The organism is Pseudomonas baetica (assembly GCF_019733355.1).
GTDB lineage: Bacteria > Pseudomonadota > Gammaproteobacteria > Pseudomonadales > Pseudomonadaceae > Aquipseudomonas > Aquipseudomonas baetica_A.
In genome coordinates, this window is sequence record NZ_JAIHLQ010000017.1 from 91,910 (window position 1) to 117,528 (window position 25,619).

At 58.3% G+C, this 25,619-nt stretch carries 17 protein-coding genes; 3 read left to right on the forward strand and 14 right to left on the reverse strand.

Annotated features, from left to right (window positions below; all coding sequences use genetic code 11):
- Window positions 1-141: 141 nt before the first annotated feature.
- The 4 genes from K5E40_RS17310 to K5E40_RS17325 all read right to left on the reverse strand — a co-directional run bounded on the left by K5E40_RS17310 (window position 142) and on the right by K5E40_RS17325 (window position 7,243).
- Complete coding sequence (locus K5E40_RS17310; protein WP_221731877.1) at window positions 142-2,346, reverse strand: autotransporter domain-containing protein; 2,205 nt, start codon at window positions 2,344-2,346, stop codon at window positions 142-144.
- A 199-nt stretch (window positions 2,347-2,545) separates the two neighbouring features.
- Entirely contained in the window at window positions 2,546-5,503 is a 2,958-nt protein-coding gene (locus tag K5E40_RS17315) for an autotransporter domain-containing protein (RefSeq protein ID WP_221731878.1), read from the reverse strand.
- Between the two features lie 85 nt (window positions 5,504-5,588).
- A complete protein-coding gene (locus tag K5E40_RS17320; protein ID WP_221731879.1) occupies window positions 5,589-6,425 on the reverse strand; it encodes an amino acid ABC transporter permease in 837 nt (278 codons plus the stop codon).
- The gene (locus K5E40_RS17325) at window positions 6,422-7,243 is read right to left on the reverse strand and encodes an ABC transporter substrate-binding protein (protein ID WP_221731880.1); all 822 of its coding nucleotides are present in this window, start codon (window positions 7,241-7,243) and stop codon (window positions 6,422-6,424) included. Before K5E40_RS17325 ends, K5E40_RS17320 begins: the two co-directional genes overlap by 4 nt.
- A 113-nt stretch (window positions 7,244-7,356) precedes the next feature.
- On the opposite strand from K5E40_RS17325, the gene K5E40_RS17330 reads away from it, so the two are divergent.
- A complete protein-coding gene (locus K5E40_RS17330; protein WP_221731881.1) occupies window positions 7,357-8,256 on the forward strand; it encodes a homocysteine S-methyltransferase family protein in 900 nt (299 codons plus the stop codon).
- A gap of 187 nt (window positions 8,257-8,443) precedes the next feature.
- Here the strand turns inward: K5E40_RS17330 and K5E40_RS17335 are convergent, their stop codons facing one another.
- From K5E40_RS17335 to K5E40_RS17360, 6 genes are all read right to left on the reverse strand, one after another.
- A complete protein-coding gene (locus K5E40_RS17335; protein ID WP_221731882.1) occupies window positions 8,444-9,400 on the reverse strand; it encodes a hypothetical protein in 957 nt (318 codons plus the stop codon).
- Between the two features lie 101 nt (window positions 9,401-9,501).
- On the reverse strand, window positions 9,502-11,685 hold the full coding sequence (locus K5E40_RS17340) for a lipase family protein (protein WP_221731883.1): 2,184 nt from the start codon (window positions 11,683-11,685) through the stop codon (window positions 9,502-9,504).
- A gap of 12 nt (window positions 11,686-11,697) precedes the next feature.
- The gene (locus K5E40_RS17345) at window positions 11,698-12,492 is read right to left on the reverse strand and encodes a hypothetical protein (protein ID WP_409339141.1); all 795 of its coding nucleotides are present in this window, start codon (window positions 12,490-12,492) and stop codon (window positions 11,698-11,700) included.
- Between the two features lie 11 nt (window positions 12,493-12,503).
- Window positions 12,504-13,337 (reverse strand): hypothetical protein, encoded by an 834-nt coding sequence (locus tag K5E40_RS17350; protein WP_221731884.1) that lies wholly within the window; start codon window positions 13,335-13,337, stop codon window positions 12,504-12,506.
- Between the two features lie 51 nt (window positions 13,338-13,388).
- Entirely contained in the window at window positions 13,389-14,243 is an 855-nt protein-coding gene (locus K5E40_RS17355) for a DUF4123 domain-containing protein (protein WP_221731885.1), read from the reverse strand.
- Entirely contained in the window at window positions 14,240-16,315 is a 2,076-nt protein-coding gene (locus tag K5E40_RS17360) for a type VI secretion system tip protein VgrG (protein WP_221731886.1), read from the reverse strand. The genes K5E40_RS17355 and K5E40_RS17360 overlap by 4 nt, the downstream gene beginning before the upstream one ends.
- Before the next feature lie 600 nt (window positions 16,316-16,915).
- On the opposite strand from K5E40_RS17360, the gene K5E40_RS17365 reads away from it, so the two are divergent.
- The gene (locus K5E40_RS17365) at window positions 16,916-17,281 is read left to right on the forward strand and encodes a DUF6124 family protein (protein WP_221731887.1); all 366 of its coding nucleotides are present in this window, start codon (window positions 16,916-16,918) and stop codon (window positions 17,279-17,281) included.
- A 254-nt stretch (window positions 17,282-17,535) separates the two neighbouring features.
- On the opposite strand, the gene K5E40_RS17370 is transcribed toward K5E40_RS17365, so the two are convergent.
- From K5E40_RS17370 to K5E40_RS17380, 3 genes are read right to left on the reverse strand one after another with little or no spacing between them, the layout of a single operon-like run.
- The gene (locus K5E40_RS17370; RefSeq protein WP_221731888.1) at window positions 17,536-18,207 is read right to left on the reverse strand and encodes a GNAT family N-acetyltransferase; all 672 of its coding nucleotides are present in this window, start codon (window positions 18,205-18,207) and stop codon (window positions 17,536-17,538) included.
- A 12-nt stretch (window positions 18,208-18,219) separates the two neighbouring features.
- Complete coding sequence (locus tag K5E40_RS17375) at window positions 18,220-18,666, reverse strand: GNAT family N-acetyltransferase (RefSeq protein ID WP_221731889.1); 447 nt, start codon at window positions 18,664-18,666, stop codon at window positions 18,220-18,222.
- 10 nt (window positions 18,667-18,676) lie between these two features.
- Entirely contained in the window at window positions 18,677-19,300 is a 624-nt protein-coding gene (locus K5E40_RS17380) for an FMN-binding negative transcriptional regulator (RefSeq protein ID WP_221731890.1), read from the reverse strand.
- A 92-nt stretch (window positions 19,301-19,392) separates the two neighbouring features.
- Between K5E40_RS17380 and K5E40_RS17385 the strand changes: the two genes are divergently transcribed.
- Window positions 19,393-20,946 (forward strand): PLP-dependent aminotransferase family protein, encoded by a 1,554-nt coding sequence (locus K5E40_RS17385; RefSeq protein ID WP_221731891.1) that lies wholly within the window; start codon window positions 19,393-19,395, stop codon window positions 20,944-20,946.
- On the opposite strand, the gene K5E40_RS17390 is transcribed toward K5E40_RS17385, so the two are convergent.
- Window positions 20,915-25,489 carry a dermonecrotic toxin domain-containing protein gene (locus K5E40_RS17390; protein WP_221731892.1) on the reverse strand — a complete coding sequence of 1,525 codons (4,575 nt, stop codon included), beginning with the start codon at window positions 25,487-25,489 and terminating at the stop codon, window positions 20,915-20,917. The genes K5E40_RS17385 and K5E40_RS17390 overlap by 32 nt on opposite strands.
- Window positions 25,490-25,619 lie beyond the last annotated feature (130 nt).

The window sequence follows — 25,619 nt, forward strand, 5'->3', positions numbered from 1 at the left end:
TGCCCGGGATTTGACTGAATCACGCAAATCCCCTGTGGGAGCGGGCTTGCTCGCGAATGCGGTGTATCAGTCACAGAACATGTCGACTGACACCCCCTCTTCGCGAGCAAGCTCGCTCCCACAGGGACAGTGTTCAGACCATCAGAACGCCATTCGCCACTGGCCCATCACACTGTGAGTACGGCTTTCGGTTCCGAAATCCCCCGTGATGCCTAGCCCAACGGTGTGGTTGGCCGACAGGCCAAGGTCGAGGCCAGCATCGACGCCCAAACTGTTTCGATCCAGCGCGGCACCGGCCACTTCAAAGCGTTTCCCACCCTTGAGCAGTTGTTGGCGGGCATCGCTGTCGAGTTCGCCGAAGGTATGTTTCCAGCCGGCGGCGAATCGCGGCGTCAGGCTCATGCCGTTGTCCAGTCGGCTGATTTTCGCTGCACGCAGGCCGAAGGTGCTGCTGAGGTTGTCGCGGGTTTGCCCGAACACCTTCAGCGCCGCATCGCCGCCTTTTTCGCTGAAGCTGTCACGTTGATAACGCTGATAGCCGAGGCTGGCGAACGGTTCGAGCGTCACGTTGTTATGGCCGAAATTGAAGCCCAGTTCGGCAAAGGCCTGCTGGGTGTTGGCGTCGTAGTTGCCCTTCAGGCGGTCGCTGAAGCCCTTGAACACCACTCGACGTTTGCTGCTGCCGTCATGGCTGGCGTAGGTCGCCCCGAGGCGCAGGGCCAGTGGCCCGTCCTGGCGCACGGCATAGGCGCCGAGGTGCCAGCTGTCGAGGTCGCCATCGTACTGGCGGGCATCCAGTTTCGTCTGGGACTTACCGCCCAGCAGGCCGATATGCCATTGCTCATCGAGTCGCCAATCCGCGCCCATGACCAGACCCTGGGTGGCGTGTTTCAGGGTGCTGTCGTGATCGCGATCGACCTTGCCACCATGGCCGATGGCCTGAACCCAGACGCGTCCGGAGTCTGCACTGCCGGCCGCCTGCCGGGGTGAACTGCCAGAGCCAGACGCAGCGCCCGAGCGGCTGTCCAGTTGGCGCATGGCCGAAAGCATGCTCGCGCTCACGGGCGTGACGCTGCTCAATGTGGCTTTGGCGAGGTTGGCGTTGCTGCCGGCGGCCAACTGCTCGATGGCAATCGGTGCGGTGCTTTTGTCGCTAGCCAACAGTGCGACGACCGCTGCGTTTTTGGGGGCCGCTGTTTGAGGGGCTGGCGGTGTGACGACAGGGGCGGCACGCACAGCCACCGCGTCTTCTGAAATGGGGGCTTCTTCTGACGTGGAAGATGGACCTGTCGCCAGTACGGGCGTTGTTGCCGGCAGTGGTGCTGATATCGGTGGTCGATCCGAGATCGATGGCTCTTCAATACTTTCGGCTACTGCACGACCGTTGTCGGTGGTGGCCACGCTAGGCAGGGATACCTCGTTGCGGGCGTAGGTCAGTCCCACAGATTTTTTGTTGTATTGAGGTGTGGCTGTCATGAACGCCAGATCGTTCAGTATCGTGCCGAACTGACCTTCAACCTTGCTGGCTTCGATGATTTTGTACTGGCTGCTTTGCGGGTATTCCCCTGCAACTGCAACGACTTTCAGGGTGGCGCCTTCAAGTTTGGCAGTGCCGTCTACCTTGATCGTTTGACCACTGCTGCCGGGGGCGACCTCATAAGACAGTTCAGCATTTGGGGATAGGCTCAAACTGCCTTTCACTCGAGGGCTACCATGCAATCCATTGACCATGAGCAGGCCGTTAACGTGCAAGTTTCCTACCGAGCCCTTACCCGCAAAGCTGCCGCCGTTCTCGACATAGACATCCCCTTTTATGCTTCCATTGTTGAAGAGTTTGCCAGCGGTAACCGCCCCACCGTTGATGGTGCCCTGGTTGGTCAGCGCACCGTTGTGTGTTACCAGCACGCCTTGGTTGAAGTCTCCCTTTGTGCTCAGCGTCCAGTCTCCGCGCACGAGAAACAGTGCATTGAAATTGCGGGTGTCTTTCAGCGTGCCCCCCTGGGAGATATCCAGTAGCAGCATGTTGTCCCCCTTGCCACCATCCAACTGCCCCGTGAAGCTTGCGTCGTCTTGAAGAGCGATCAGATCGTTGAGGTCAGTTCCTCGAAAAGTGCTCTGGGGTGTATTGAAGGCAATCGGAACGGTCGCTTTATCGTTGATAAAGTCCTTAATCCTCCCAAGAGATTCTGCATAGACGGTGTCCTCGGGCTGTTCTGGCACCTGCGCGGTGGACGCTGCGTCAGAGGCTTCAGGCAGTTGCTGGGCGTTTGCAATCTCTGCGCAGCCCAGCGCCAACGCAATGGCCAAAGCCAAGTGTTGTGGTTTGAATGTGTGTTGAATGAGCATCAAGTAAGGCCTTTTTTGAAAGAAGGCCAAACTCTAGGGATGCAGCAAAAATTTCGATGTCGGCTACTTCCCGCCGTTTTGCAGGCGCTGTCGCATCATTTTGTCGAAATCTTCCGCTATATCCGGAACCGGTATTTTTACGCGACTGCACCGGCTCCTTTTCCTACGACTAATCAAGACCACACTGGCTATTCAACGATCAAAAACTCATCTGCCACTGCCCGATCATTCCGTGATTACGGCTGTTGCTGCCGATCTCGCCGCTGTAACCCACCCCTAGCGTATGACGCGCCGAGATCCCGAGATCGAGACCGGCCTCCAGCACCAAGCTGTCGCGGTCCAGCGCGCTGCCGTCGACATTGAATGCTGTGCCGCCGACTACGAAGGCCTGGCGCGTCGAGCTGCTGACGTCGCCGTAAGTGTGTTTCCAGCCCGCCGCCATACGTGGCGTCAGGCTCATGCCGTTGTCCAGACTGCTCAGGTGTGCCAAGCGCAGGCCGAAGGTGCTGCTGAAGTTGTCCTGGGTCTGGCTGTCGACTTGCAGCGCAGCGGCGCCGCCCTTTTCCCGGTAGCTGTCACGGTGGTAGCGCTGGTAGCCGAGGCTGGCGAACGGTTCGGCGCTGAGGCGGCCGCTGCCCATGGCGTAACCGAGTTCGGCGAAGGCTTGCTGGCTGTCGGCGTCATAGTCGCCTTTGGGGCGATCACTGAAACCGTTGAAAGCGATGGTGCGTTTGGTTTCGCCTTGATGGCCGCTGTATGCCGCGCCGAGGCGCAGTGAGATCGGGCCGTTCTGATGCAGGGCATAAACGCCGGCATGCCAGCTCTCGACATTGCCATCGACGCCTGTGGCGTCCAGATCGGTTGTCGAATAACCGCCCAATACGCCCAACCGCCATGCTGGATTCAGCGACCAGTCGGCACCGAGCACGCTGCCCTTTGAGCGTTGCTCCAGACCGCTGCTGCCGTGTTCGCCGTCGAGCTTGCCGTAGCCGCCGATGGCTTGCAGCCAGAGGCGGCCGCGAGCGTTCGGATCATTCAGGTTGCGCGCCTCGGACGGCACGCCGTTGGCCGCCAGCACAGGGGTTTCGCGTTGATCGAGGCCGACCATCAGTCCTGGGCTGCCGCCGATCTGCTGCATCGCCGAGAGCATGCTGTTGCCCACCTGGCTGCTGGCGCCAAGGGTGGCGCTGGTCAGGTTGGCATTGCTGGCCCCGGCCAGCTGTTCGATTGCCGCGCCGGCAGTGCTTTGGGTGGTGTTGAGCAGGGCGTTGTATAGCGCGTTGTTCTTGCCCATTGAGGCCAGACTGTTGGCGGCGCTACTGCCGTTGCCGGTGGCGGCGAAATCTTTGAAGGCGACGTCGTTACGGGTGTACGTCAGGTCGACTTGAGTTGGCGTGTAGGCGAGCGTGGGTGTGAGAAAGGCGTAATCGCTGCTGACCTTGCCGAAGGTGCCGTTGATCTGCGTGGCTTGCAGCACGGTGTAATGGCTCTGCCACGGATAGGTGCCGCTGCCGGGATTAACGGCCAGGGTCGCGCCGTTGAGATTCGCGGTGCCGCCGACCTGCACTGGCGCGCTGCTGCCGTCGGCGTTGACGCCGTAGGCGAGGGTGGCTGCGCTGCCCATGTTCAAGTCATGCACAATCGTCGCGCGGCCCAGGCCCGTGTCAGTGCGTAAGGTGCCGTTGACGTTGAGGCTGCCCACCGAACCGCCCCCGGCATACATACCACCGGCATCCACGGTGAGATTGCCGGCGATACCGCTCTGGTTGATCAACGTCGCGCCGTTGCGCACTGCGCCGCCGTCGCTGAAATCGCCGCTACCGGTCAGCGTCCATGCGCCTTGCTTGACCTCCAGCCACTCCAAATTGCGACTCTCGCCGAAGCTGCCACCCGCCACGTCGTCCATCACCACCCGGTCGTAACCGCTGCCGCCATCGACCACACCGATAAAGCGGCTGCCATTGCGCAAGGTCAGGCTGTCGTTGCCGCCGCCCAGATCCAGTGCCAGGCCATTGCTGCCGCTGAGGGTGCCGCCGTTGACCACGTTGTCGGCGAACTCACCGACGAACTTCACGCCAAAACCGTCGAGGCCCTGGAGGGTGCCGAAGTTTTCCAGCGTGGTTGCCGCCAGCCCCGAGCCGTCGCTACCGTCGTCTACCAGGATCGCGCTGTTAGCGCCGCTGATCAGGGCGCCGCTGGCGTTGAGAATGTAGCCGCCGCCCAGGGCGATGCCTTCACTGCCGTTGGCGAACCCAGCTTTGTCGACACCGCCCGCGCCGACGCCTTGAATGGTGCCGTAGTTTTCGATGTGGGCAATCTTGTCGATGTCCACGCCGTCGCCATCACCGTTGGCTTGCAGCCCGGAGTACGCGCCGGTAATGGTGCCGTGGTTGATCACCGTGCCATCGCCGTCGGAGCCGAATCCCGAGCCGTTGCGCCCGGTGATCTGTCCGTAGTTGACCAGTGTCGCGCCGAGGTCAGTGGTGATGCCGTGGCGGCCGCCGGAAATGACGCCGTCGTTGGTGATCGACACACCCGTGGCGGTATCGATATCGATGCCGTCGAATTTTTGGTCGGCGTTGTGCGAATCGCCCGTCGAGATCTCGCCGTAGTTGGTAATCGTCGCGTTGGCGCCGGTCTTCATGCCGTCGCTGGCCTCACCGCGAATCAGCCCGCCCGCACGGTTGATGATCGTGGTTTTCACGCCGTCACTGCGCAGCGCATCCAGATCCAGCCCTTGGCCGGTGGCGGAGCGAATGACGCCACTGTTGTCGATCAACAGGCTGCCGCTGACGAAGTTGCTGTCGATGCGCAACGCATCATTGGCACCGAGGATCTGCCCGCCGCTGCGGTTGTAGAGGGCGTAGTTGCGCGCCTGGCTCAGGTCGCCGCTGCTGTCGATGGCCCGGCCGCCAGTGGAGATGATTTTGCCGGCGTTATCGATCACCACGCCGACACCGCTGGTGTTGTCCTTCAGGCTGACAGCCTTGCCAGTGTTGGTGATGCTGCCCGGCGCCGAAATCGTCAGCGTGTCGCTGCCACCGAGGGTTTGCGAAGCCGTGGTGGCGCTGTCGATCTGCACGGTTTTACCGTGAGCGGCCGTGGTGGCGATCAACAGGGCGATGGCGAGGGACAATCGCTGAGGCGAGAAGGGCATGGGCGGACGGCCTTTTGTTATAAGCGGGCCGTCCTGTATAGCGATGGGGTTTTACAGAATGATGTCGGTAATAGTGCAGAGCACCTTAGGTACGGCGTTCGTAAGCCTTGCCGTAATGGCGCTCCATGCGTGCCTGAATCAGCTCAAGCCCGATCGACATCACCCAGTAAATGATCGCGGCGGTCGTGAGCATTTCGATGTAGCGATAGCTTGACCGACCATACGACTGCGCCAGAAACATCACCTCCCAAACGCCCATCACCGAGATCAGCGACGAGTCTTTGAGCATGGAAATGAATTGGTTGGTGGTTGGCGGGATGATCGTGCGCATGGCCTGGGGCAGGGTGATGCGCCAGAAAATCACCGACTCACGCATGCCCAGCGCCAGCGACGCTTCGCGTTGACCATAGGGGACGCCGAGGATGCCGGCGCGGAAAATTTCGCTGAGATAAGCGCCATAGTTCAGCGACAGGGCGATGATCCCGGCAACGATGGCGCCGGGCACGATGCCCAATTGCGGCAAGCCGAGATAGATCAGCAGGATCTGGATCAGCAGCGGCGTGCCACGAAAAAACGAAGCGTAAAAACTGGCGATGCCAAACGCCACGGCACTTTTCGACAAGCGCGCCAACGCGGTGACGAAGCCCAGCAATGACGAGGCGACAATCGAGCACACGCACAGAAACAACGTCAGCGCCGCGCCTTGCAGGAAGCCATTGGGTGCCAGCTTCAGGCCGACCAGGTTGGGCAGCTTGTCGAGGATGATCGAGAACTTCAGGTCGAAGCTCAGGAAGAACCCGGCGCACAGGCAGAACATCGCCGCCCAGGTCAGGTACAACCGCGTACGAAAACCGAAGAGCCGTTGCAGGCGTGATGCAGCCACCGGTTGCGGTGGCTGTGGAGGTGTCGGGAAAGAAGTCATTGACTGAGGTCGGCGCCGATCCATTTTTGTGAGAGCTTGCTCAGGGTGCCGTCCTGCTTGAGCTGCGCAAACACCTCGCGCACTTTGGCATCCCACTGGGCGTCACCCTTTTCGATGGCCACCGAATTCGGTTCCGAATACAGCGGCGCACCGGCCAGTTTGAAGCGTTTGTCTTCGTTCAGGCGTGGCTGCGCGGTGACGAGGTTGGTGAGGATCGCGTCCAGACGCACACCGGCCCCCAGGCCCAAGTCTTGAAAGGCAACGTTGTCGGTATCGTACGGAGCGATCTGCACGTCTTCGAACGGGTACTGCAACTGCGTGTCTTCGGCGCCTTCGATGACCAGATTCTTGTTCAGATAACTTTCGTAGCTGGAGGCGCTGGTGAGGCCGACCTTCATACCGCTCAGGTCCTTGGCGCCGTGGATGCGGTCATCCTTGGCGTTGACCACGATCACCGCAGGGGAGGCGTAGTACTCGACCGGGAAATCGAACACTTCGGCGCGGGCCTTGCTCGGGGTCATCGAGCAGATGCAGATGTCGTAGCGCCCGCTCCAGCGGCCGGCGGCGATGACGTCCCAGGACGGCGTTTCCAGACGCAGCATAACCCCCAGTTTGTCCGCCACGGCTTTGGCGACATCAACGTCGAAACCGTCGAGCTGGTTCTGCTCGTTGAGAAACGAGAACGGTGGATAACTTTCCATCAGCACGCCAACCAGTTCTTTTTTCTGCTCGACGCGATCCAGTGTGGCGCCGCCGAAGGCTTGGGATGTGGCGGCCAGAATCGTCAGGCCCAGGGCCAGTAGCGGTTGAAATTTCACAGTCGATCCCTGGTTGAAAAAGAGGTTGTCATTAACGGAATGGTGCGTATTAAATAGTTATAAGAACGACTCTGATAGTGAGTTATTTTCATAAGCTTATGAGTGAAAGGCATATGGGCGCAGCAAGCACGATTATTCTCGATGGCGGCATGGGCCGTGAGTTGCAACGCGCCGGTGCGCCATTCCGGCAACCCGAGTGGTCAGCGCTGGCGTTGAGCGAAGCGCCGCAGGCGGTGGAAGCGGTACACGCCGCTTACATCGCCAGCGGGGCCAATGTGATCACCAGCAACAGTTACGCGGTGGTGCCGTTCCACATCGGCGAAGAACGTTTCGCCGCTGAAGGGCAGGCGCTGGCGGCGTTGGCCGGTGAACTGGCGCGGCGTGCGGTGCAGGCTTCGGGCAAAGCGGTGCGGGTGGCCGGCTCGTTGCCGCCGTTGTTTGGCTCCTATCGTCCGGATCTGTTCGAGGCGTCCCGGGTGACCGAGTTGCTGGGCCCGCTGGTCAAGGGGCTGGCACCGCACGTTGATCTTTGGCTGGCGGAAACCCAAAGCTCGATCGTCGAGGCGCGCGCCATTCACGCCGGGCTGCCGCAGGACGGCAAGCCGTTCTGGCTGTCGTTTACCTTGAAGGACGAAGACACCGACGAAGTGCCGCGTTTGCGTTCCGGCGAGCCGGTGGCCGAAGCGGCTGCAGCGGCGGCTGAGTTGGGCGTCAAGACGCTGTTGTTCAATTGCAGTCAGCCGGAAGTGATCGGCGCGGCGATTGACGCGGCACGCGCCACCTTCGAACGTCTGGGCGTGAAGATAAACATCGGCGCCTATGCCAACGCCTTCCCGCCGCAGCCTAAGGAAGCGACGGCCAATGACGGACTCGATCCGTTGCGCGAAGACCTCGATCCACCCGGCTATCTGCAATGGGCGATTGATTGGCAGCAGCGCGGCGCCAGTCACTTGGGCGGTTGCTGCGGGATCGGCCCGGAGCACATTGCGGTGCTGGCGCAGAAACTGGCTTGAGAGAAGATCAAAAGATCGCAGCCGGCGGCAGCTCCAGGGTGTAGGGGCCATCCCACATGACGGACGCATAGCGACTCCAGGATTGGCCTCATCTGCTTGATGAGGTCTGTCCCATGACTCCTGCCATCGCCCCCCTGACCAACCCGGTGCGCCGATAAAAGTGCGCGGCGTTAAATGCTCCTACGGCCTACTTATCGGGTTTGCGCTTCCACGGGTTCTTCGGGGGAACGGCAAATCGCCGTCCTGAATTGGCGGAATAACGAGAACCTGTAACCGCTTCCAGCTCCCCGCCGTCTCGCACAAAATCACTCACTTCTTTAACCCGACGGCTGCGCAGCCATGTAATCCACTGCGCCAGATCGGTGTGGCCCTGTTCTTCAAACATCCGCATGAAACGTACTTGCCAACGCTTGCACGTCTGCTGGCAAAGGCCTGTACGCCGCTGTAAATCAGTCACGCTCTCGCCGTTGATCAAGCCTTGAACAAAACCCAGCCAATGCTCTGGATAACCCAATCGGGCCAGTAGCGTGCCCTGCAGCAAACTCACAGTGCTGTAACAGCCTGGGCAACGAAAATCAGGGCGGCGCTCATCGAAACGCTTCATGTCAGGTGAACCGCACTTTGGACAGACTGCTTGAGGAGTCGTGAGCAAATGCTCCAGCCCACTCAGAAACGCTTGGGCCTGAGCCGCAATAGGTGCGGGTGGCTCCAGATCGATTCGATCCTGGCGTGCCGCCCACCACTGATACAACGTTGGAAAGTCTTTAGCCATGACGGTGCGGCAGTGTTTGTTCCACCGCGAAGTGGTGCTGGGGGCAATATTCATGGCTTCGGCAATACCTCGCATCGACCAACCCGCTAACAGGTATTGACCAAAGGTTGACCAGAGGTGCATTAGCCCGACTTTCGAAAACGGTGTTTTCGAGAGACAGTTAAAGCCTTTGTTGCAGGCCACACAGCGGTAAAAAGGCAGGCGTGTTTTCTGGCTGGTTTCCAGTCTGAAGCGTGGATGACCGCACTGTGGGCACTCGACCGGCGACCTCTTGGGCAGTTCGTGCAAATAGCGAATGAAATCATCCGCATGACTGTGGAGTTCGGCGGGGAGGCATTGGTGATAATCGGGCAGCGCTTGAGCTTCGGACATTGAACTTGAATCTTTCATGGAAAACCTCGCGGGTTAACCGGGCAGCCTTCGGGCGCGGGCTACCCGCAAGACACGCAAATGGCGAGGGTGCCGGACTGTTTTTAGATGAATGAATCGATATCCAGCGTATGCGGCGCACCCACTGTATGGCCGTAGATCGACGCCAGTAGCCCGTCATCACTTTTGCTGGTGGGCGCCATGGCCAACTGCTCGACGACTTTGTTTTCCGAATGGGCAAGCCAGCGCGACAGGCTTTCAGATAACGGTTCCGGCTGGGTGGAAAGCGATCCATAGACCTTGTTTTCGGTGATGCGCTGGCTCTTCAAGATTTTCAGTCGAGCGACTGTGGTGTGTATTTTGTCGATCTCGTGATTGAGCGCCTCGGTGGTTTTTTCATGAGTGCGAACGTAAGCGTCGGGGCGCGTCTGTTCGCGCTTTGCCCGCAATTGCCGAGTGACACTCGTCAACGCTTTTTCTATCCACTCAAACTCCCCGTCAGTGACGAGGGATCGGTTTGCTGATTGCGCTTCCTGCCAACGTTTCAGCGTTGCCCAGCACGCCGGAATGTAGCTGCCGACCATCGAGTGGCTGCCGGCATTGAAGAGTTGCGTCAGTAACGAAGGTCGATCCGGGAGGCCGTTTTTTTGCTGAATGGCCACCGAGCAGGCGGCATGCTGGGCAACGGTGTCGCAACCGGGCTCCCACAGGATCATGGACTTTTCCTTGCGATCAAACTGCACCGGCATCGCGTGGTACAGCTTGCCGTGGTGCTCGTAGGGTTCGCCGGTCCAGTTGGTAATACCGGCGACAAACACCGAGAGGCCAACGGGCACGTTGACGAAGGTCAGTGCCGCACCTGTTCCGTAAACACTCGTTTTGGTGTTCATCCAGGTGCCGGGCACACTGGGCACCGGGTCGTTATGGGCGACCATGCGGTGATGTTCCAGCGGCTCTGCACCTTTGGTGAAAAGGGCGTCACCGGCGCGGGGGGCGCCGTAGGTGTAGAGCTGGATGTTGTAGCCTTCTGGTCTACGACGCAGCATCTCCGACAGCAGCAATGCGACTGCGCCTCCGAGGCTGTGCCCACAGATCAGCAGTTTTTGACCGGTATAAAACCTGTCGAGGTATTCCAGGACGAAGTCGTAGGCTTTCCGCGCAGCTTCGTAGAAACCACGGTGTACCTTGCTGTCGGTGTCTTCGAACGGCACTTGGAGCGCATCGGCGTCGCGCAGGCCATCCGCGATAAAGGTGTCATCGGTGCCGCGTATCGAAATCAGGATCAGCTCGTCGTGGTGGGTGATAAAGGCTTGGGTATCAGTGGCTTCCGAGCCGGATTTCCTGTCGTCGTAGAAATGAATCTTGGCCGGGTATTCCTGCTCGTCTTTCCGTTCAGGTTTGTTTGCGTCATAGAGGTCTGAGTCGAACGGCACGATCTCCAGTCGCCTGGAGTAAGGCACATCTTCAAAAAGCGGGTAATACGCTGATGTCTGCGTCGCATCGACTTTCCCAAGCTCTTCGAATTTGGCCAGTGCATCCCCGAACCAGTTACCAACAGTGGGTTGCAAGGGGAAGCGCACAGTCTTCGTCTCGACGGGGTGTTTATCCGGCTTCTGACCAAACGGGCAATAGCTCAGGGTGGCCATGAGCGCCAGTTGATAGAGATTTAGCGCGCAGAACCCAGCGTCGATTGACAGCATGGGGCGCAAGGCGCGCATCGGGCGTACTTCCAGCACCGTGTGTTTGAGCGGCATGAGGGCAACACCGCGTTCACCATGCTTGCCCATGATTTTCGCCGGCCCCGACCCGGGCGGGTAGTGGCTGTAAACCTGCGGTGGTAAATGCGAAACATGCTTGACCAGATGGCGCACTTCCACCTGAAAGAATTCGTCGGCGCAGGCTTGTGCGGGGTTGTCTTTGATGCGGGTCGAGTTGTGGTTCAGGTAATGGGTTTGTTCGGCGCGTACCTGGAGTTCAGTGATTTCGAGGGGGTAGTGACGTCTATTGATCGCACGCACATACACCATATCTTCCCCTTGGTATTTCTTATCAAGAGTGAGCGCAATCGGGCCTGCGAAGTGGTCAGCGACCTTGCCAGCGCCTGTGGCATCCAGACTGCCTTCGTAATTCTTTCCCTCGGAATCAATGACAACGTAGGCCAATCCTGCATAAGGTTCACCAGAACCAAACTCGTCGACCAGTTGAAAGCTGCTCCACCGACCCTGTGCCGGACATGCCAATACACGGCTGCTGAGCGGCGATTCCAGTTCTTTTTCCATTGACGTCATATTGGAACCTCCTTATTCGGTGCAGCCGGGGTAGATGGTGCATTGCTTACCGTCAGGCATTTGAAAGCCGCTGAAATCTTTGTAATTGCCAAAGCAATAAGCGTCTTGATCTTCAAAATTTTTGCCCATACAACGCTTCCAGCCGTTCGGCACCTTGACCCACGTATCCTTGAAGGCCGGCTCTTCCTCGCTGGCCAATTTGATGTGCATCTTCACGGTCTTACCCGGCAGTTGGTCCGGGGTATAAGCTGCGGAAGGTTTGCCTCGTCGCAGCTCCCCCTGGGCACCGATCGTTTTGCAGTCGAGGAGTTTTCTGAGGATTCGGGGCTTACCCGACGTGCGAAATAACTGTTGGCATTCACCTGAGAAGGTACTTTCGCCCGTTTTGTTAAAAACGCTTTTGTATTGATCTTCCACTTCATTCCGAATAAACACGCTGGCGATATCCACACCGTAATCACCCCGGGCTTTACCGTAAGTTGCGTAGATTTTCAGCTCGATGCGGCTGATGACCAGCGGGCAACCGCTGACCGTTCTGCGCAGGGCTATTTCATTGCTGGGCTGGTAGATTCCCCGCCATTTCATGTTGTATTCCACTTCAGTATCTCGCCCGCCCGGCACGGTGCAGGTTTCGCCTTTGGCGGGCACATACACAGCAATGGCCTGATACGTGAAATCGGGCGGCATATCGGCGGTAAAGGTGAAAGTGTTGGGCTGACTGCTCGCGCAGCCAGCGGTTAATAAGATGGCGTAACCTAAGGCTGAGCGTTTCAACAGCAAGTGAGTCATCCGATATGACGTTGTCATTAGTAATGTCCTTATTCGGTGCAACCGGGGTAAATGGTGCAGACGCGTCCATCATTCATCAGAAATTTAGTAAATTGCGGATTGCGATACGCACAACGCTCCTCACCAAGCCATTTCCAATCTGCTTTGCAAGGTTTCCATCCGTTATCAAATTTCATCCAGTTTTCCGAAATTTGTGGACGCACAGTCGATGTTCTCCGGTACACATATCGGATGGGAGTAACCTTTAGTTCGTCCAGTGAAATCGAGATATCGGAATCGTTTCCATATGGTTCATCGTCGGGAATTTGCCAATGCTGGTCAGCAGTCGTGCATCGCAAAGAGACCGAGAGTTTTTTCAGTTCCGCATGTTCTGGTATGAGCCATAAGGATGGTCCACATAAGTTTCGAATAAGTTTTTCGGGTGCGGGCTGTCTGCTAAGTTTTGAACGTGCACTTACAATATTCAGGCTCGAGCTGTCTTGCTCTTTGTTGATAATAGATGAAATGGACGTATTCAAACTCGATAGATTCATTGTGCAGGTACCTAAATGATAGGTTAGCGGTACCTTGAATTTAGCGGTTCGCGCTTGGGGACTCGCTTCAATGATTTCAGACTTTTGAATTCCTCCGCGGGTGTGATAAGTACCCGTACCAACACTATAAATCTGGCATTCTTCTGCTGTACGGGGTTTGTAATAGGCCTTGTAAGACGCAGAGTAATTCTCCGGCACCTCAACTATTAAAGTGGCTCGCCGCAATCCGTGATGGCTTGACAGCTGCACAGCGCCTTCTTTTATAAAGAGCAGGCCCCAGCTACAGCCTGTTAATAATGGCAACGTCATTATTATTATCAGTATTTTCATCTCGCCATTCGCTCCATAAATAACTCGGCATCCATCATTTGCAACTCACTCTCATATCGGGGTGTCTTGCTGCCAAAATGCTGTTGTTTGCGACACCCGTTCGAAATGCTCACTCGCTGTTTCACCCGGCCGAACCTGCCAGTGCGGCGCCAACGTATAGCCCTGCGCCTGCAGGCTCTGAGTCAGTAAAAACTCCAGTTGCTCCGGCGCCAGCCAACCCCACGTTTGCGCCTGCGCCAGTCTGTTGCGCAGCCACGTATCAGGATCATGGTGTTCGGCAAGTTTGGCGTAAGCCTGGACATGCTCCGCCAGCAGATAGCGATGAGCATTGCTGCGGCGAATTTCATCCGTCTGTTGGTTGGGCGCTGGCACTTGATGCCACAGCGGCTGATCTGGCACTGGGTAACTGCCGGGGGCGGGATTGTTCGTGCCTTGCCAGTGTGTGCCTTGCCAGTAACACACGCTGATCGCTGGCCCGAGGTAGGCCGGCCAGGCGTCCTCAGGCAGGTGCGCGAGGGCGCGGCTCAATACCCGATTATCGTGAAAGCGGTACAGCGCCTGATGTGGGCGGGCACCGATGATCAGGCGTTCGTGCCAATGTTTGACCAGCGTGCTCAAATCGCCTTTTTGAAGGCTGGCAAACCAGCCCCAGTTGCGTTGCGGATTCTTCAGCAGTTCACTGATGCGGCTGTCGTCAGGCTGATCGAAAGTGAAGATGAATGGCCCGGCATCCGCCAGATCAGCCACCAACGTTTCACCGTAAACACTCAGGCATTGGTCGAATTGGCTGGTTTTTAAAAGGGATTGGCGCAGGTCGCGCTCGTTCTGTGAGTCCAGAACGACGCACAAGGCAAAACCTGAACGTTGCTGTTCTCTCATCCATTGGCGGGGTAGCGAGTCAGTCATGCGGCGGCTCCCTGGGGCAGGCAAATACCCGCACGACAGGCCTCGCAGATGGGGCAGAAGTCCGATCCCATAGCACTGCTGACCGCCATCAATTCGTTCTGGCTGGGCGCAATCATGGGCGGCCGTTCTAATGGCATCGCCAAGGCGTCATTGGCCCCCGGCATTGACAATGCGGCAGCGGAACCCGCCACCGGGGCACCCCCGATCTGGATTTCGCTGCTGCTGAAAATGCCCGCGTGGCCAATCACAATGTGCTGCCCACCGGCCTTGAGGCTGATGCTCGCGCCAGCATCCAGCGTCAGGTGCGCCCCAGCCTTGATGTGCACTTGCTGGCCAGCCTCCACCACCAGCGTTTGGTCGACTCGGGTCTGGCTGTTGCTCGCGACATGCAGATAGTCATTGGCTTTGAGTTGCACTTTGCGGTCGGCGGTGATGGTTCGGTGTTCTTCGGCTTCCAGCACGGTAATGCTGTTGCCCTTGATGGTTTCCCGGCGTTCGTTGCCGACTTCAAGTCGACTGTCGTTTTCGACCTTGTGCTCCATGTCGCGCTGGGCACGCAGGTAGATCAACTCCTGCCCGGCGCGATCTTCCAGGTGCAATTCGTTGAATCCGCCGCTATCGGGTGAACTGCGTGAGCGAAACACACTTCGGGTTTTGTGCGCGGGCAGTTCGTAGGGCACCGGGTTGGCGCTGTTGGCCAGACAGCCACTGATCACCGGTTGATCAGGATCGCCTTCAAGAAAACTGACCAACACCTCCATGCCCACTCTCGGAATAGTGACGCTGCCATGGGCGTTGCCGGCCCAATTCGAAGACACCCGCAACCAGCAACTGCTTTTGTCGTCGCTACGACCTTCTCTGTCCCAAAAAAACTGAGCCTTGACCCTGCCGAAGGGGTCGCAGTGGATTTCCTCGCCTTTGGGACCGGTGACCATGGCGGTCTGGCTACCCAGTATTCGCGGCTTTTGGTAATGGTGTGGCGGTCGGTAGAAAACGTCCCAAGGCGTTGCGACAAATTGATTTCGATAACCTTGAACAAAGTCATGTTCTTGCGCGGAGCCTGCGCTGGTGATGCTCTCTTCCAGCACTTGCGGCTGCTTACATTCGTGGCGCACTTCTGTCAGCAACCAAAGCGCATTCCACTGCGTGCGTGAATGCTCGGACATCTCCATAAAATGCCCGGATACCAAGGTCTGCTGATCGCTTTTGCCTTCAGCCTGTCGATAGTCGGCACGATGGCGCTCCAGCGCCCGTTTGGTTAAAAACTTGCCGCGCTCACGCAGGGTGAAGCGGCCGGGATAGTCGTAATCTTCCAGGTCAGGCTGCGTGAGATCGGTGCCAGGTTCGTAGTTGGACTCCAGAAGAATTCGGGATTTTTCGAAGTCGTAGTCACGGCGAGTGGTGCGACTGGTGCGCGCTTCGACTCGCAGGTCGAATCGTTTGATCACTGATCCCTCGGCAACCATGCCGCTGTTTTGTTTGTAGGGTGTTGGCCGGTCAAGTCTGGGGAATACGGTTTGGTCGTCCCCAAATACCATCAGGTGTTTTTCGCGACTGTGCCGAAAGTGGTAATGAATGCCTTCTTCTTGGCAGAGCCTTTGGACGAAGTGCAGATCTGATTCGTCGTACTGCACGCAGTACTCGCGATCCGGATAAATGGCACCCAACTGAAACAGATGAAGGTCGCGGTGGATGCCGTGTTCTTCCAGCACCTGCGCAATGATTTGCGGGACGGTCAGTTGTTGAAAAATACGTTGGTTGATGCGGTGGCCCAAATAAGCCACCCGAGGAACAAGCGTGAGGCTGTAACGCGTCAGACGTTTGCCAGCGTCGCCTTGCGCAACGCGATGGATTTGCCCATGGATGCCATTGCGACCGTCGCTGAATGCCAGAAACGCTTGTTTGTGCAGCAGGCTTTCAAGATCGAGATTCGGCCTCTCGCTGACCAGCACCACGTCGAAGGCATAGGGTGTGCTGATCGCTTCCTGACCGGTGAACTCCAGGACTTGAAGGTCGTGCTCCAGACTATCAATGGTCAGATTGAAACGTGCGAGAGGGCTGGGGCTAGGCATCCTTTGTTCCTTCGACGGTCGCTGAGGGAATTTGTATCTGAATGCGTGAAGGCAGATACAAGTGCCGAAAGCTAACAAACGTGCCGAAGAAAAAATGTAGGAGGGGTCCTATGGGGTTGAAGGAAAGGACCTTGATTGTTCGTGTGGTTCGGTTGCCTCTTCACTGACGCTATTGCGAGGCTCGGATTCTTGGCATGTATGCGGCTCAAATACGTCAGACAAATCGCCAATTATTTTTGTGTAGTAAACGTCTGGCGTTGTTCTCGTTTAAGACCTATTGGCTTTACGCCTCGCGACCTACAAATCCTTGCGTCGTTGCCTACGGCTACGCCAGAATCCGCCGGCTTGTGCGCTCAGGGCTGGCTGCGTAACTTGGATCGGGTCACTGATTCCCAGTGATCGGGTTTAGCAGCCTGGCTTCGTTTCATTCCGGTCGTACAAGTCTCATCCGGTCAGGCATTTGCCTGCGCTCGATGGTGGCTGTGCGCATGGCACCTTCGGGTGCGCCGGGTTTCGGAGTGACCGGTCTGCTAACTTGCGCACAGCCGCCACCCTATCGTTTAGCAGCGGGATGGTGCGGCCTCATAGAGGTACACTCCGATGTTCAAAGTAACGCCAAACCCGCCGATCCCCGATCCGGCATCCCCCTACGAATCGCCCAATTCAAAGAAATTCCACGAAGCCGCCGAGCGCGCCCTCGACCACTATCTCTGCCCGCCGGCCGCCGCCATCATGGCCACGCCCTACACCCCCAACACGCTCTACATGGCACACCCCGAGGCTGACACCGAATCCCTGCTGGCCGACGCCAGTGAAACGCTCGGTTCCGCCACCGTCATGCTCCACAACCACGCGGCAATGGTTGAAGGCTCGAACCGCAAAACCCTGCAAGGCATCGCGCAGGTGGTGATGCTGGCCGAGCTGGCGGTTAATCGTGTGCTGGATAAGTTAGTGCCCACGGAGTGATCAACGTGCTGGCGGCGCATGCGCATGTGCCGCCAGCGCATTGGTTGGGAAATACGTTATTGAGGCGTGATTGACCAGCGATTGAAAAAGTGGGGTCTGAAATAAGCCTGACCGTTGTCGAACGCACTGTGCTTATTGAAAACATACAATCGCCCGTTTGGGATGAAGATGGGCGTGGTGCGAATTCGGCGAGATGTCCGTTAAACATCAAAAGATCGCTGCCTGCCAGGCTGCGATCTTTTGCTTTCAGACGCTCAGGAGCGGCACTCGACCAGCCCTTTCACCTGCCCGTCAGGCGTCTGGTTTTCATCGGACAACCACCGCTCAAACCCGGCCGCAATCGCCGGCCACTCACCATCGAGAATCGAATACCACGCAGTGTCGCGGTTCTCGCCCTTGACCACCATGTGCTGGCGAAACACGCCTTCGAAGCTGAAACCCAAGCGCTCGGCGGCGTATTTGGAGCGGGCGTTGCCGTTGTTGCACTTCCATTCGAGGCGACGGTAGCCCAGCTCAAAGGAATATTTGGCCAACAAGTAAACCGCCTCGGTGCTTTTCGGCGAGCGCTGCATCGGTGCGCCGAAGGTGACGTGGCCGATTTCGATGCGGCCCTGGGCCGGGACAATCGACATCAGGCTGAGGATGCCTTGCACCTGACCTGTGGCGCGGTCGATGACGCTGAAGAAATACGGATCGCTGCTGGCGGCGTGTTTGTTCAGCCAGTCATTGAAGACGCTGCGCTCAGGGAATGGGCCGTAAGGCAGATAATTCCACAGTTTCGGGTCGGCGCCGGGGCCTTCAAGGGCTTTGAACAGCTCGTCGGCGTGACGGGCCGGGTCGAGTTTTTCCAGGCGAATGAAGCGGCCTTCGATCAGTGTGGTCGTGGGGGCGGGGGCGCCTTTCCAGTCAGCCAGTGAAGCGGTCATGAGCGTCTCTCCTTAAAGGGCTTTGCGAAACTGGATGAAGCCTGGGCGTTCGGCGATGCGCTCGTAGAGCTGGATCGCGGTGGCGTTGGTTTCGTGGGTCAGCCAATGCACTTTGGCGCAACCGTCAGCCTTGGCCGTGGCGTAGACGTGTTCGATCAGCAGGCGACCGACGCCGGTGCCGCGGGTTTCAGGCGCCACCAGCAAGTCTTGCAGGTAGCAGGCGTTTTCGATGCTCCAGTTCGAGCGATGGTAGATGTAATGCACCATGCCCACGGCTTTGCCATCGGCCCAGGCGAGGGCGGCGTGGGTTGGCTCGCTGGGGTCGAGCAGGCGCTGCCAAGTGCTATGGGTTACGGCCTCGGGCAGCTCGGTGTTGTAGAAACGCAGGTAGGTCTGCCACAGCGGCAGCCAGGCGGCGTGGTCACTGGCGGTGACTGGGCGGATCTCGATCTGACTCATGATGAATTCCTTAACGCATCAAGTGGGCGAGGGTTTGATCATTGCTGTCGGGGCTGGCGGCCAGACCTTCGCGCACGCCGGCAATGTCTTCGGCGCTACGGTTCTGGCTGAGCTTGCGCTTGCCTTCCAGTCGGTCGATGGGAATGGCGAAACCGACGATGGCCTTGAGCATGCCGTCGATGTAATCGGCGGGGGCGTCGTCAACCTTCCACGGTTGCGCGCGGCCGGCCTCATGGCGGTCGGTGAGGGTGCTGACGATGTCGAGCAGCCGTCCGCCGTCGCTGAAGGTTTCGGCGTGGCCGTAGGCGTGCACCGCGATGTAGTTCCAGGTCGGCACGACTTTGCCGTGCTCGGCCTTGCTCGGGTAAAAGCCCGGGCTGACGTAGGCGTCCGGGCCGGCAAAGATCAGCATCGCTTCAGCCCCGTCGCGCAAGTCTTTCCACTGTGGATTGGCCTTGGCCAGATGCCCATAGAGCGTGCCGTTCTCGCCTTGCTCGCAATGCAGCAACACCGGCACATGGCTGGCTTGCAGACCGTTTTCGCCGTGGGTCACCAGAATGGCGAGGCGGGTGGCGAGGATCAGTTCGTGGAGTTGCGACAACTCGTCGATGGCAAAGGCGCGGGGCGTGTACATGGAGAAATTTTCCTTGGCGAATGCCTGCATCCTAGGCAGGCTATTGGTCTGTTGTAAGAGCCATTGATGACCCATTTCATAGGTCCATTGCCATGCCTGAATCGCCCACGTTGTCCATGCCCTTCAATCCGGCGGGTATCGAGCTCGACCGTCGCTTGGGCTTGACCCGCCAGCTCTATCAGGCGCTGCGTTTGCGTGTGCTGGACGGGCGCCTGTGCGGCGGCACACGCCTCCCGGCCAGCCGTGATCTGGCGGCGGCGCTGGGCATTTCCCGTAACAGTGTGGTGCGCGCCTACGATCAGCTATACGCCGAAGGCTTTATCGAGGGGCGAGTCGGTGATGGCACCTACGTCGCGCAATTACCCCAAGCCGCGTTATCGGCGGAAAAACTATCCACAAAAGTATCCACAGGGTTTTCAACAGGCTTACCCACAGACTTATCCACAAATTGGCTGGATTTACCTGTTGATCCGTCCAGTAAAGTTATCCACAGCGATCCGCTGTGCCGGGTCAGAAACAATCATTTACCCAAACCTCCCAGTGGTCCGCCCCGCGCATTTCGAGTGGGCGTTCCAGCCTTCGATCTGTTCCCCTTTGACGTGTGGGCCAAGCTCAACGCGGCTTTCTGGCGCAAACCCGATCTTCAGCAACTGTGCTACGGCGACCCGGCTGGCGATGCGCGTTTGCGCGGTCTGATTGCCGCTTATTTGCGCAGTTCGCGTGGCATGCAGTGTTCGGCTGAACAAATTGTGATCACCAGTGGCGCACAGCAAGGCATCAGTCTTTGTGCACAGTTGCTGGTGGCTCCGGGCGATGGCGTCGGTATCGAAAATCCGGGTTACCGAGCGGCCGGCCATGCGTTCGCGGTGGCGGGTGGCCGTTTACACGGTATTGCCGTGGATGAAGAGGGCATGGATTGCTCGGCGCTGTCGGCAGCCAGTGACTGTCGCGTGGCTTATGTGACGCCGTCGCATCAATACCCGACGGGTGTGGTGATGAGCCTGGCGCGACGGCTTGAGCTGCTGGCCTGGGCCGAACGCACCCAAGGCTGGATCATCGAGGATGACTACGACGGTGAGTACCGCTACACCGGCGCGCCATTGGCACCGTTGGCGGCGCTCGATCGACAGGGGCGAGTGCTGTATGTCGGCACCTTCGGCAAAGTCGCGTTCCCGGCGTTGCGACTAGGCTATCTGGTGCTGCCACCGGGGCTGGTGGACGCGTTTTCGCAACGCCGGGCAGTGGACGTCCGGCATTCCGAGGTGAGTACGCAAATGGTGATGGCCGAGTTCATGGCCGCCGGGCATTTCCAGCGCCATATCCGGCGTATGCGTCGGGCAGCACTCAGCCGTCGCAATGCATTGCTGGACGGCTGGCCGACGGCAATTGCCGGTGTGGGCAAGCTGCCTGCGGTGTCTGCCGGGTTGCACCTGACGGTGGCCGTGGACAGCATCGAGCGCGAGCAGCAATTGGTTGAACAAGCCGCCCGCGTGGATGTGGAAATCAACGGTTTGAGCCATTACTGGCTGCCCGATTCCCTGACTTCAGCCGATCAGCGCGCCGGACTGGTGCTGGGCTTTGCCGCCGTGCCGGAGCCTGGGATCAGAGCAGCACTTATGCGTCTGCGACAGGCGTGGCAGGTTTGAAAAACAGGGTTTGCGCCAGGGTACTGCCGATCTGGCTGCGATAGATTTCGATCAGTTCCTGGTTACTCTTGTCGCGCAGGTCAAACTTGCCGCCCAGGCGCCGTTGCTGAAGGGTTTTCATGTGCCCGACGGTGAACGAGCCAGACGCGTCGCTGACATTTTTATAGTGAAAGTGCGCATACCAGAGCACTTTTCCGGTTTTGGCGTCGCTGACTTCATATTCGTCGAGAAAATCCTTGTCTTGCCCCTTGAGGCTGCGCCGGGTGACCGTTTGCGTTATCTGCACCTCATGCTTGTTTTTGAGCCACTCCACTCGGGCCGCCGTCGGAGGTTGTTGTTTGATGATCCTGATGCGGGCACTGGTGCCTTTTTCGTAGAGTGCGGTCGCCGCATTGTTCAGCGCATGACCGAGAGCGGCCGTCGGATGTTTCGGGTCGACGGTCAGATTGGCGGCCGTCATTGCCTCATCAAGCGCTTCGCCGGCTTTGCGCAAACGCTCGGCTTCCTCGTGGTAGATCTCCTCAATCTCGACCGGGATACGTTGACCCCGTTTGATGCGCGCCTCGGTACGCCGGTGGAACGCTGCCAGGCCATCGACTAATGCCTGAGCGTGCTCGACCGCTTTTTTGAGGTTCGGTCTGGCCTTGGCAGGTTGTGTTTTCGTGATGCCGTGTTCGACCCAGACACCGGGCGATTTTTCGTGAAACGTGGCGATAACGCCGGTCAGTTCTCCGCGCACCTCGACCAGTTCGGTGTCTAGGCCATCCGTGCTTTTTTTCCGTTCCCCAACGAGCGTGCCCTTGAATTTGGTGCTGATGATCTTGCGACTCGACGCCGGTTTCGCTGGGCCTGGTAACGGCTCCAGTAGATGTTTATTGCGCAGCAAGTCAGCCAGGCGCACGTCTGTGTGTGCTTTGAACTCGATTACCCGAGTACGTACATGCCCCAGTCGAGTGGTCAGGAGTTGATCGGGAAACTCAGCGACAAGGTCGGAAAAACGTTGGTCCACCGCGGCAAACTGCTCGGAAACATTGCTCAGGGCTTCGATTCGATCGCGCAAGTTGCTCAGGCTCTCATCGGCGGTCAGATTCATCGAGCTCTGAATATTCAGCGCGGCATCCTCGATGAGCGTTTCCAGTGCCTGTTGCGCGTCTGCCCGAGTCGCGGTCTCGCCGGGCTTGACGCAGATCTCTTGCCCAAGACTGATCTGCAACAGTTTGAGGTCATTGAGGTCGTAGTTCGGGAGTGCCTTTCGATAAGTTGAAACGGTCTCTACGGCTTCTTTGCCGAGCAGCTCAAGTTCTGCGAACCGGGCATGGGCGGCCTCGATCTTTTCGATGATGCCTTGGGTTTGATCGGTGATGTTTTCACAGGACTGGATAAACTTTTGCGGTTCGACATGGGTGTGGTCAGCAATCATCGAGATGGTCGCGTTCACATTGGCCTGAAAATCGGTGTTGTGCTGGCTGAGCCATTCCTGCCCCAGAAACAACAGCATCTGCAGCCGTTCGATCATGACTGTCCGATAGTTGGGAACTGTCTGTTTGCGGTTCAGTGACTTGATTTTCTCGACGTTTGCCGCGTACGCCTCGCCCAGCGAGTCGAGGGTGTCCAGGTACTTTTTGCCAACGACTTCGTCCACTGTCGACGATGTATCGTGCATTGCGCTATGGGCCGCGTCGAGTTGACTCTGCTTGTCTGCCATCGTGTTGTCGAAAGCTTCGATTTCAGCAATCAGAGCCTGTACTTTTCTGAGGTTTTTGCCTCTTTCTTGTTCGCGCGCACTGCGCAGTCCACCGCCACGCAGGCGCAATCTCAGGTCGATGATCCATTGTCCGCCGGCGGTGCGGGCCAGCAACGGCCCCGCGTGGGGTGGTTGCCGGCGCGAGTCGATGATCTGTACGTCCTGGTTTTCGTTGATCAGCACTTCGAACCAGCGATTGCCGACCGATGCGTACCATTTCTGCTGTTTTGCGTAGAGGTGGCGATGCACGCCTTCGTTGGCTGCGGCGCCGAGTCCTTTGGGTTTGTCGATCTTGAAACTGTCGAGCAGCGCTGCAAGTGCGACAGGTGAGCGCTTCAGTGCGGTCACCGTATTGAGCGACATGTCATGAGCGATAGGCAGTTCGGTGCCGGCCACGTCCGGCAAACGCAGCGGTTTGATGGTTTCGGGGGCGGGCGTTACGGGGCGGGCTTCTTCCGGCGTCGTCGCAATTGATTCATGCACCGGCTTGTTCCCGACCGCTGCACGATGGGCCAGCACCATGCCCAAAGCGAGGAGAATGTCGGCGATTGCTGTCCAGGCAGTCTTGTCGGTCTGCTCATTCTCGACATCGCTGATTTCCTGCAAATCGTCCATGATCTGCCAGATCCACGCTGCCGTGCCGGCACTGCGACCGAGAAATGGCAGCGCCGCGTTGAACACCATCCAACCGCCGCGTTTAAGTGTCGCCCAGCGTGCCTCCGCATCCGATACCGATTGCCGTTCGGCTTGTGTGATGACGGCCTGGACGTTGCTCTCATACAGTGTTCCCCGCACATCGCTCTCAATCGCAGCGGTCCCCAATGCAACAGGCCCTGACATGTCGAGCGCGGTGGTCGGGTTCACCAGCAGTTGCGGGATCGTCCACACCGAGGGCAGCCTGGCGGTGAATACGAACTGGCTGTAATTGAAGCGCACATCGTCCGGCAACCAGGCGAGTACCGACTCGCGAAGCTGTCGCGAATGCTCGATGGCGTAAAGCAGGTTGGCGTGGCCTGGATACTGGATCAGCGCCATTTCGAACAGCGGTCGATAGAGTACGCAGGGGCCTTTTTCCACTTCCCTCGGACCGATGACAAACATGTTGTTGACGACGTCCGCGCGTGAACTGCTGCGGTGGGCGACGAACGACAATGGCCGAATGACAATCTCCTCGCCATCGATGTGACGCTGCTCTGCGGTGTTGCCCAGTGCAGCGGCGACATATCGATACCCTTTTTCATCCATGCCTGCTTTGCCCTGGATCTTGTGTTGCAGCGCCAGGAGCGGCAGTTCTATAGGTAACTGGCTGGTGTAGAGCGCTTGCAGTGCGGACGCTTGTCCGGTGTCGTCAATCAACAATTTTTGCAGGTGCTGTGGGTAGGTCTTGCCGATGTCGACAGTACTCACCAGTTTTTCAAGGTAGGTCACGGTCAGCCAGTCTGGTAACGCGTGGTCGCCTTTGTAGCGCACGGTTTTATTGCCCAGTGGCTGGCCCGCCAGGTTTTGCAGGGCCAGTTCACTGAGCGAAAGCGTCTGAGTCTGAATATTGCCCGGCAATACGAACGTGCCCCATACCACCAGGCTGGTGATGGTGATTTCTAGGTCATCGATCTCGATCTTGCTCGCTGTCGGATGCTCCTTGAGCATCTGCTGCTTGAGGGCTTCGCGGGTGAATTTTTGCAGGCTGGCCACTTCGCTCTGGAACGTTTTTCCTTGGTTGGAATGCTGCACCGTTGTCAGATCCAGCAGATGTCGGCTGTAACAGGTTTGATCGGCGGGAAGGGCATTGTTCAGCCAGGCGGGCAGTCGCGGATGCAGACGATCTATATGCGGTTTGAGACGCGGTGTTGGCCGAGTAGTCGCCGCTGTGCCTTGGCGAGGGAAGAGGTTGTCGAGGGGCGAGCCTTGAAAAAAATTGATCTTGCCCAGGGCCTCGGCCTCCAGGGCGATCAATGTGCAGGCCTGATGATCGAAAAAATGGCCCTGCGGCTCGACCAGTCGCCACTTCAGACCAGCGCTGGGAGCGTTTTGCCAGAACTGCGGCAGGGCTTCACCGAATGCATCCAGCGAGTCGAAGCGCTGAAAACCGTGGATCACCGAGTGGGTAAGGACCACCGTGCGCTGCTCGACAGTTCCGATCAGCACGGCACTATCAAGCAGGGTCAAATGTTCCGGGTGTTTTGCGTCGTCACGGTCGAGATCTATCAGGCAGGCGCGAGTCTTGTAGGGATCGTTGAGACGTTGTTGCTTGTCCGGGTTTTGGCAGACAGCGTGGGCGATGGCGCGCTGGTCGGCATCCCAGCCAAGACTGGCGTCGACGTTCCACAGATTGCGCAGGGCATCGGACATTTTTTGCCAGCGCGGCTGTCCCGGATACGTGAATTCGTCCCAGTAGTCGACGTGTTGTTCCTTGAAGGCGATGAACAGCACAGGCGCCAGTTCGTTGAGCAGCAAACCGATGGCGCCGATCTTCACCGGCAACTGGATAGCCGTCTGGATATCGGGCTGCAAGGTCAGAAAATGTTCACCATCGAGGTAGGTCACCGCCGTGCCGGACAAGCCCAAGCGTACCAACGCATCGGTCAGCGATTCGATCAGAGGGCGGCCGGGAATGACTCTGTCGTCCTGAATGATCCAGGTCGGTTTCACGACCATCGCCAGTTGCGGGTCGATATTGAGGTCCGGGTACAGCGTCTTGAGTGCCGGGCGCAGTGCCTTTGTGGCGACTTCTCGCAGTGAGGGGCCGGTCACCAGTTGCGTGACTACATCAATGGCACTGGATAAGGAATTTTCGGACATGGGCAACACCTGCTCTGATGGGGGGCACGCTAAAGGGCGTCGAATCAGGGCAAGGTAGAGGCCGCGTTTCAGCGGTGTGCGGTACATACATCTTGCAGATGAAAAAAGACCCGCCAAAGCGGGTCCTGCC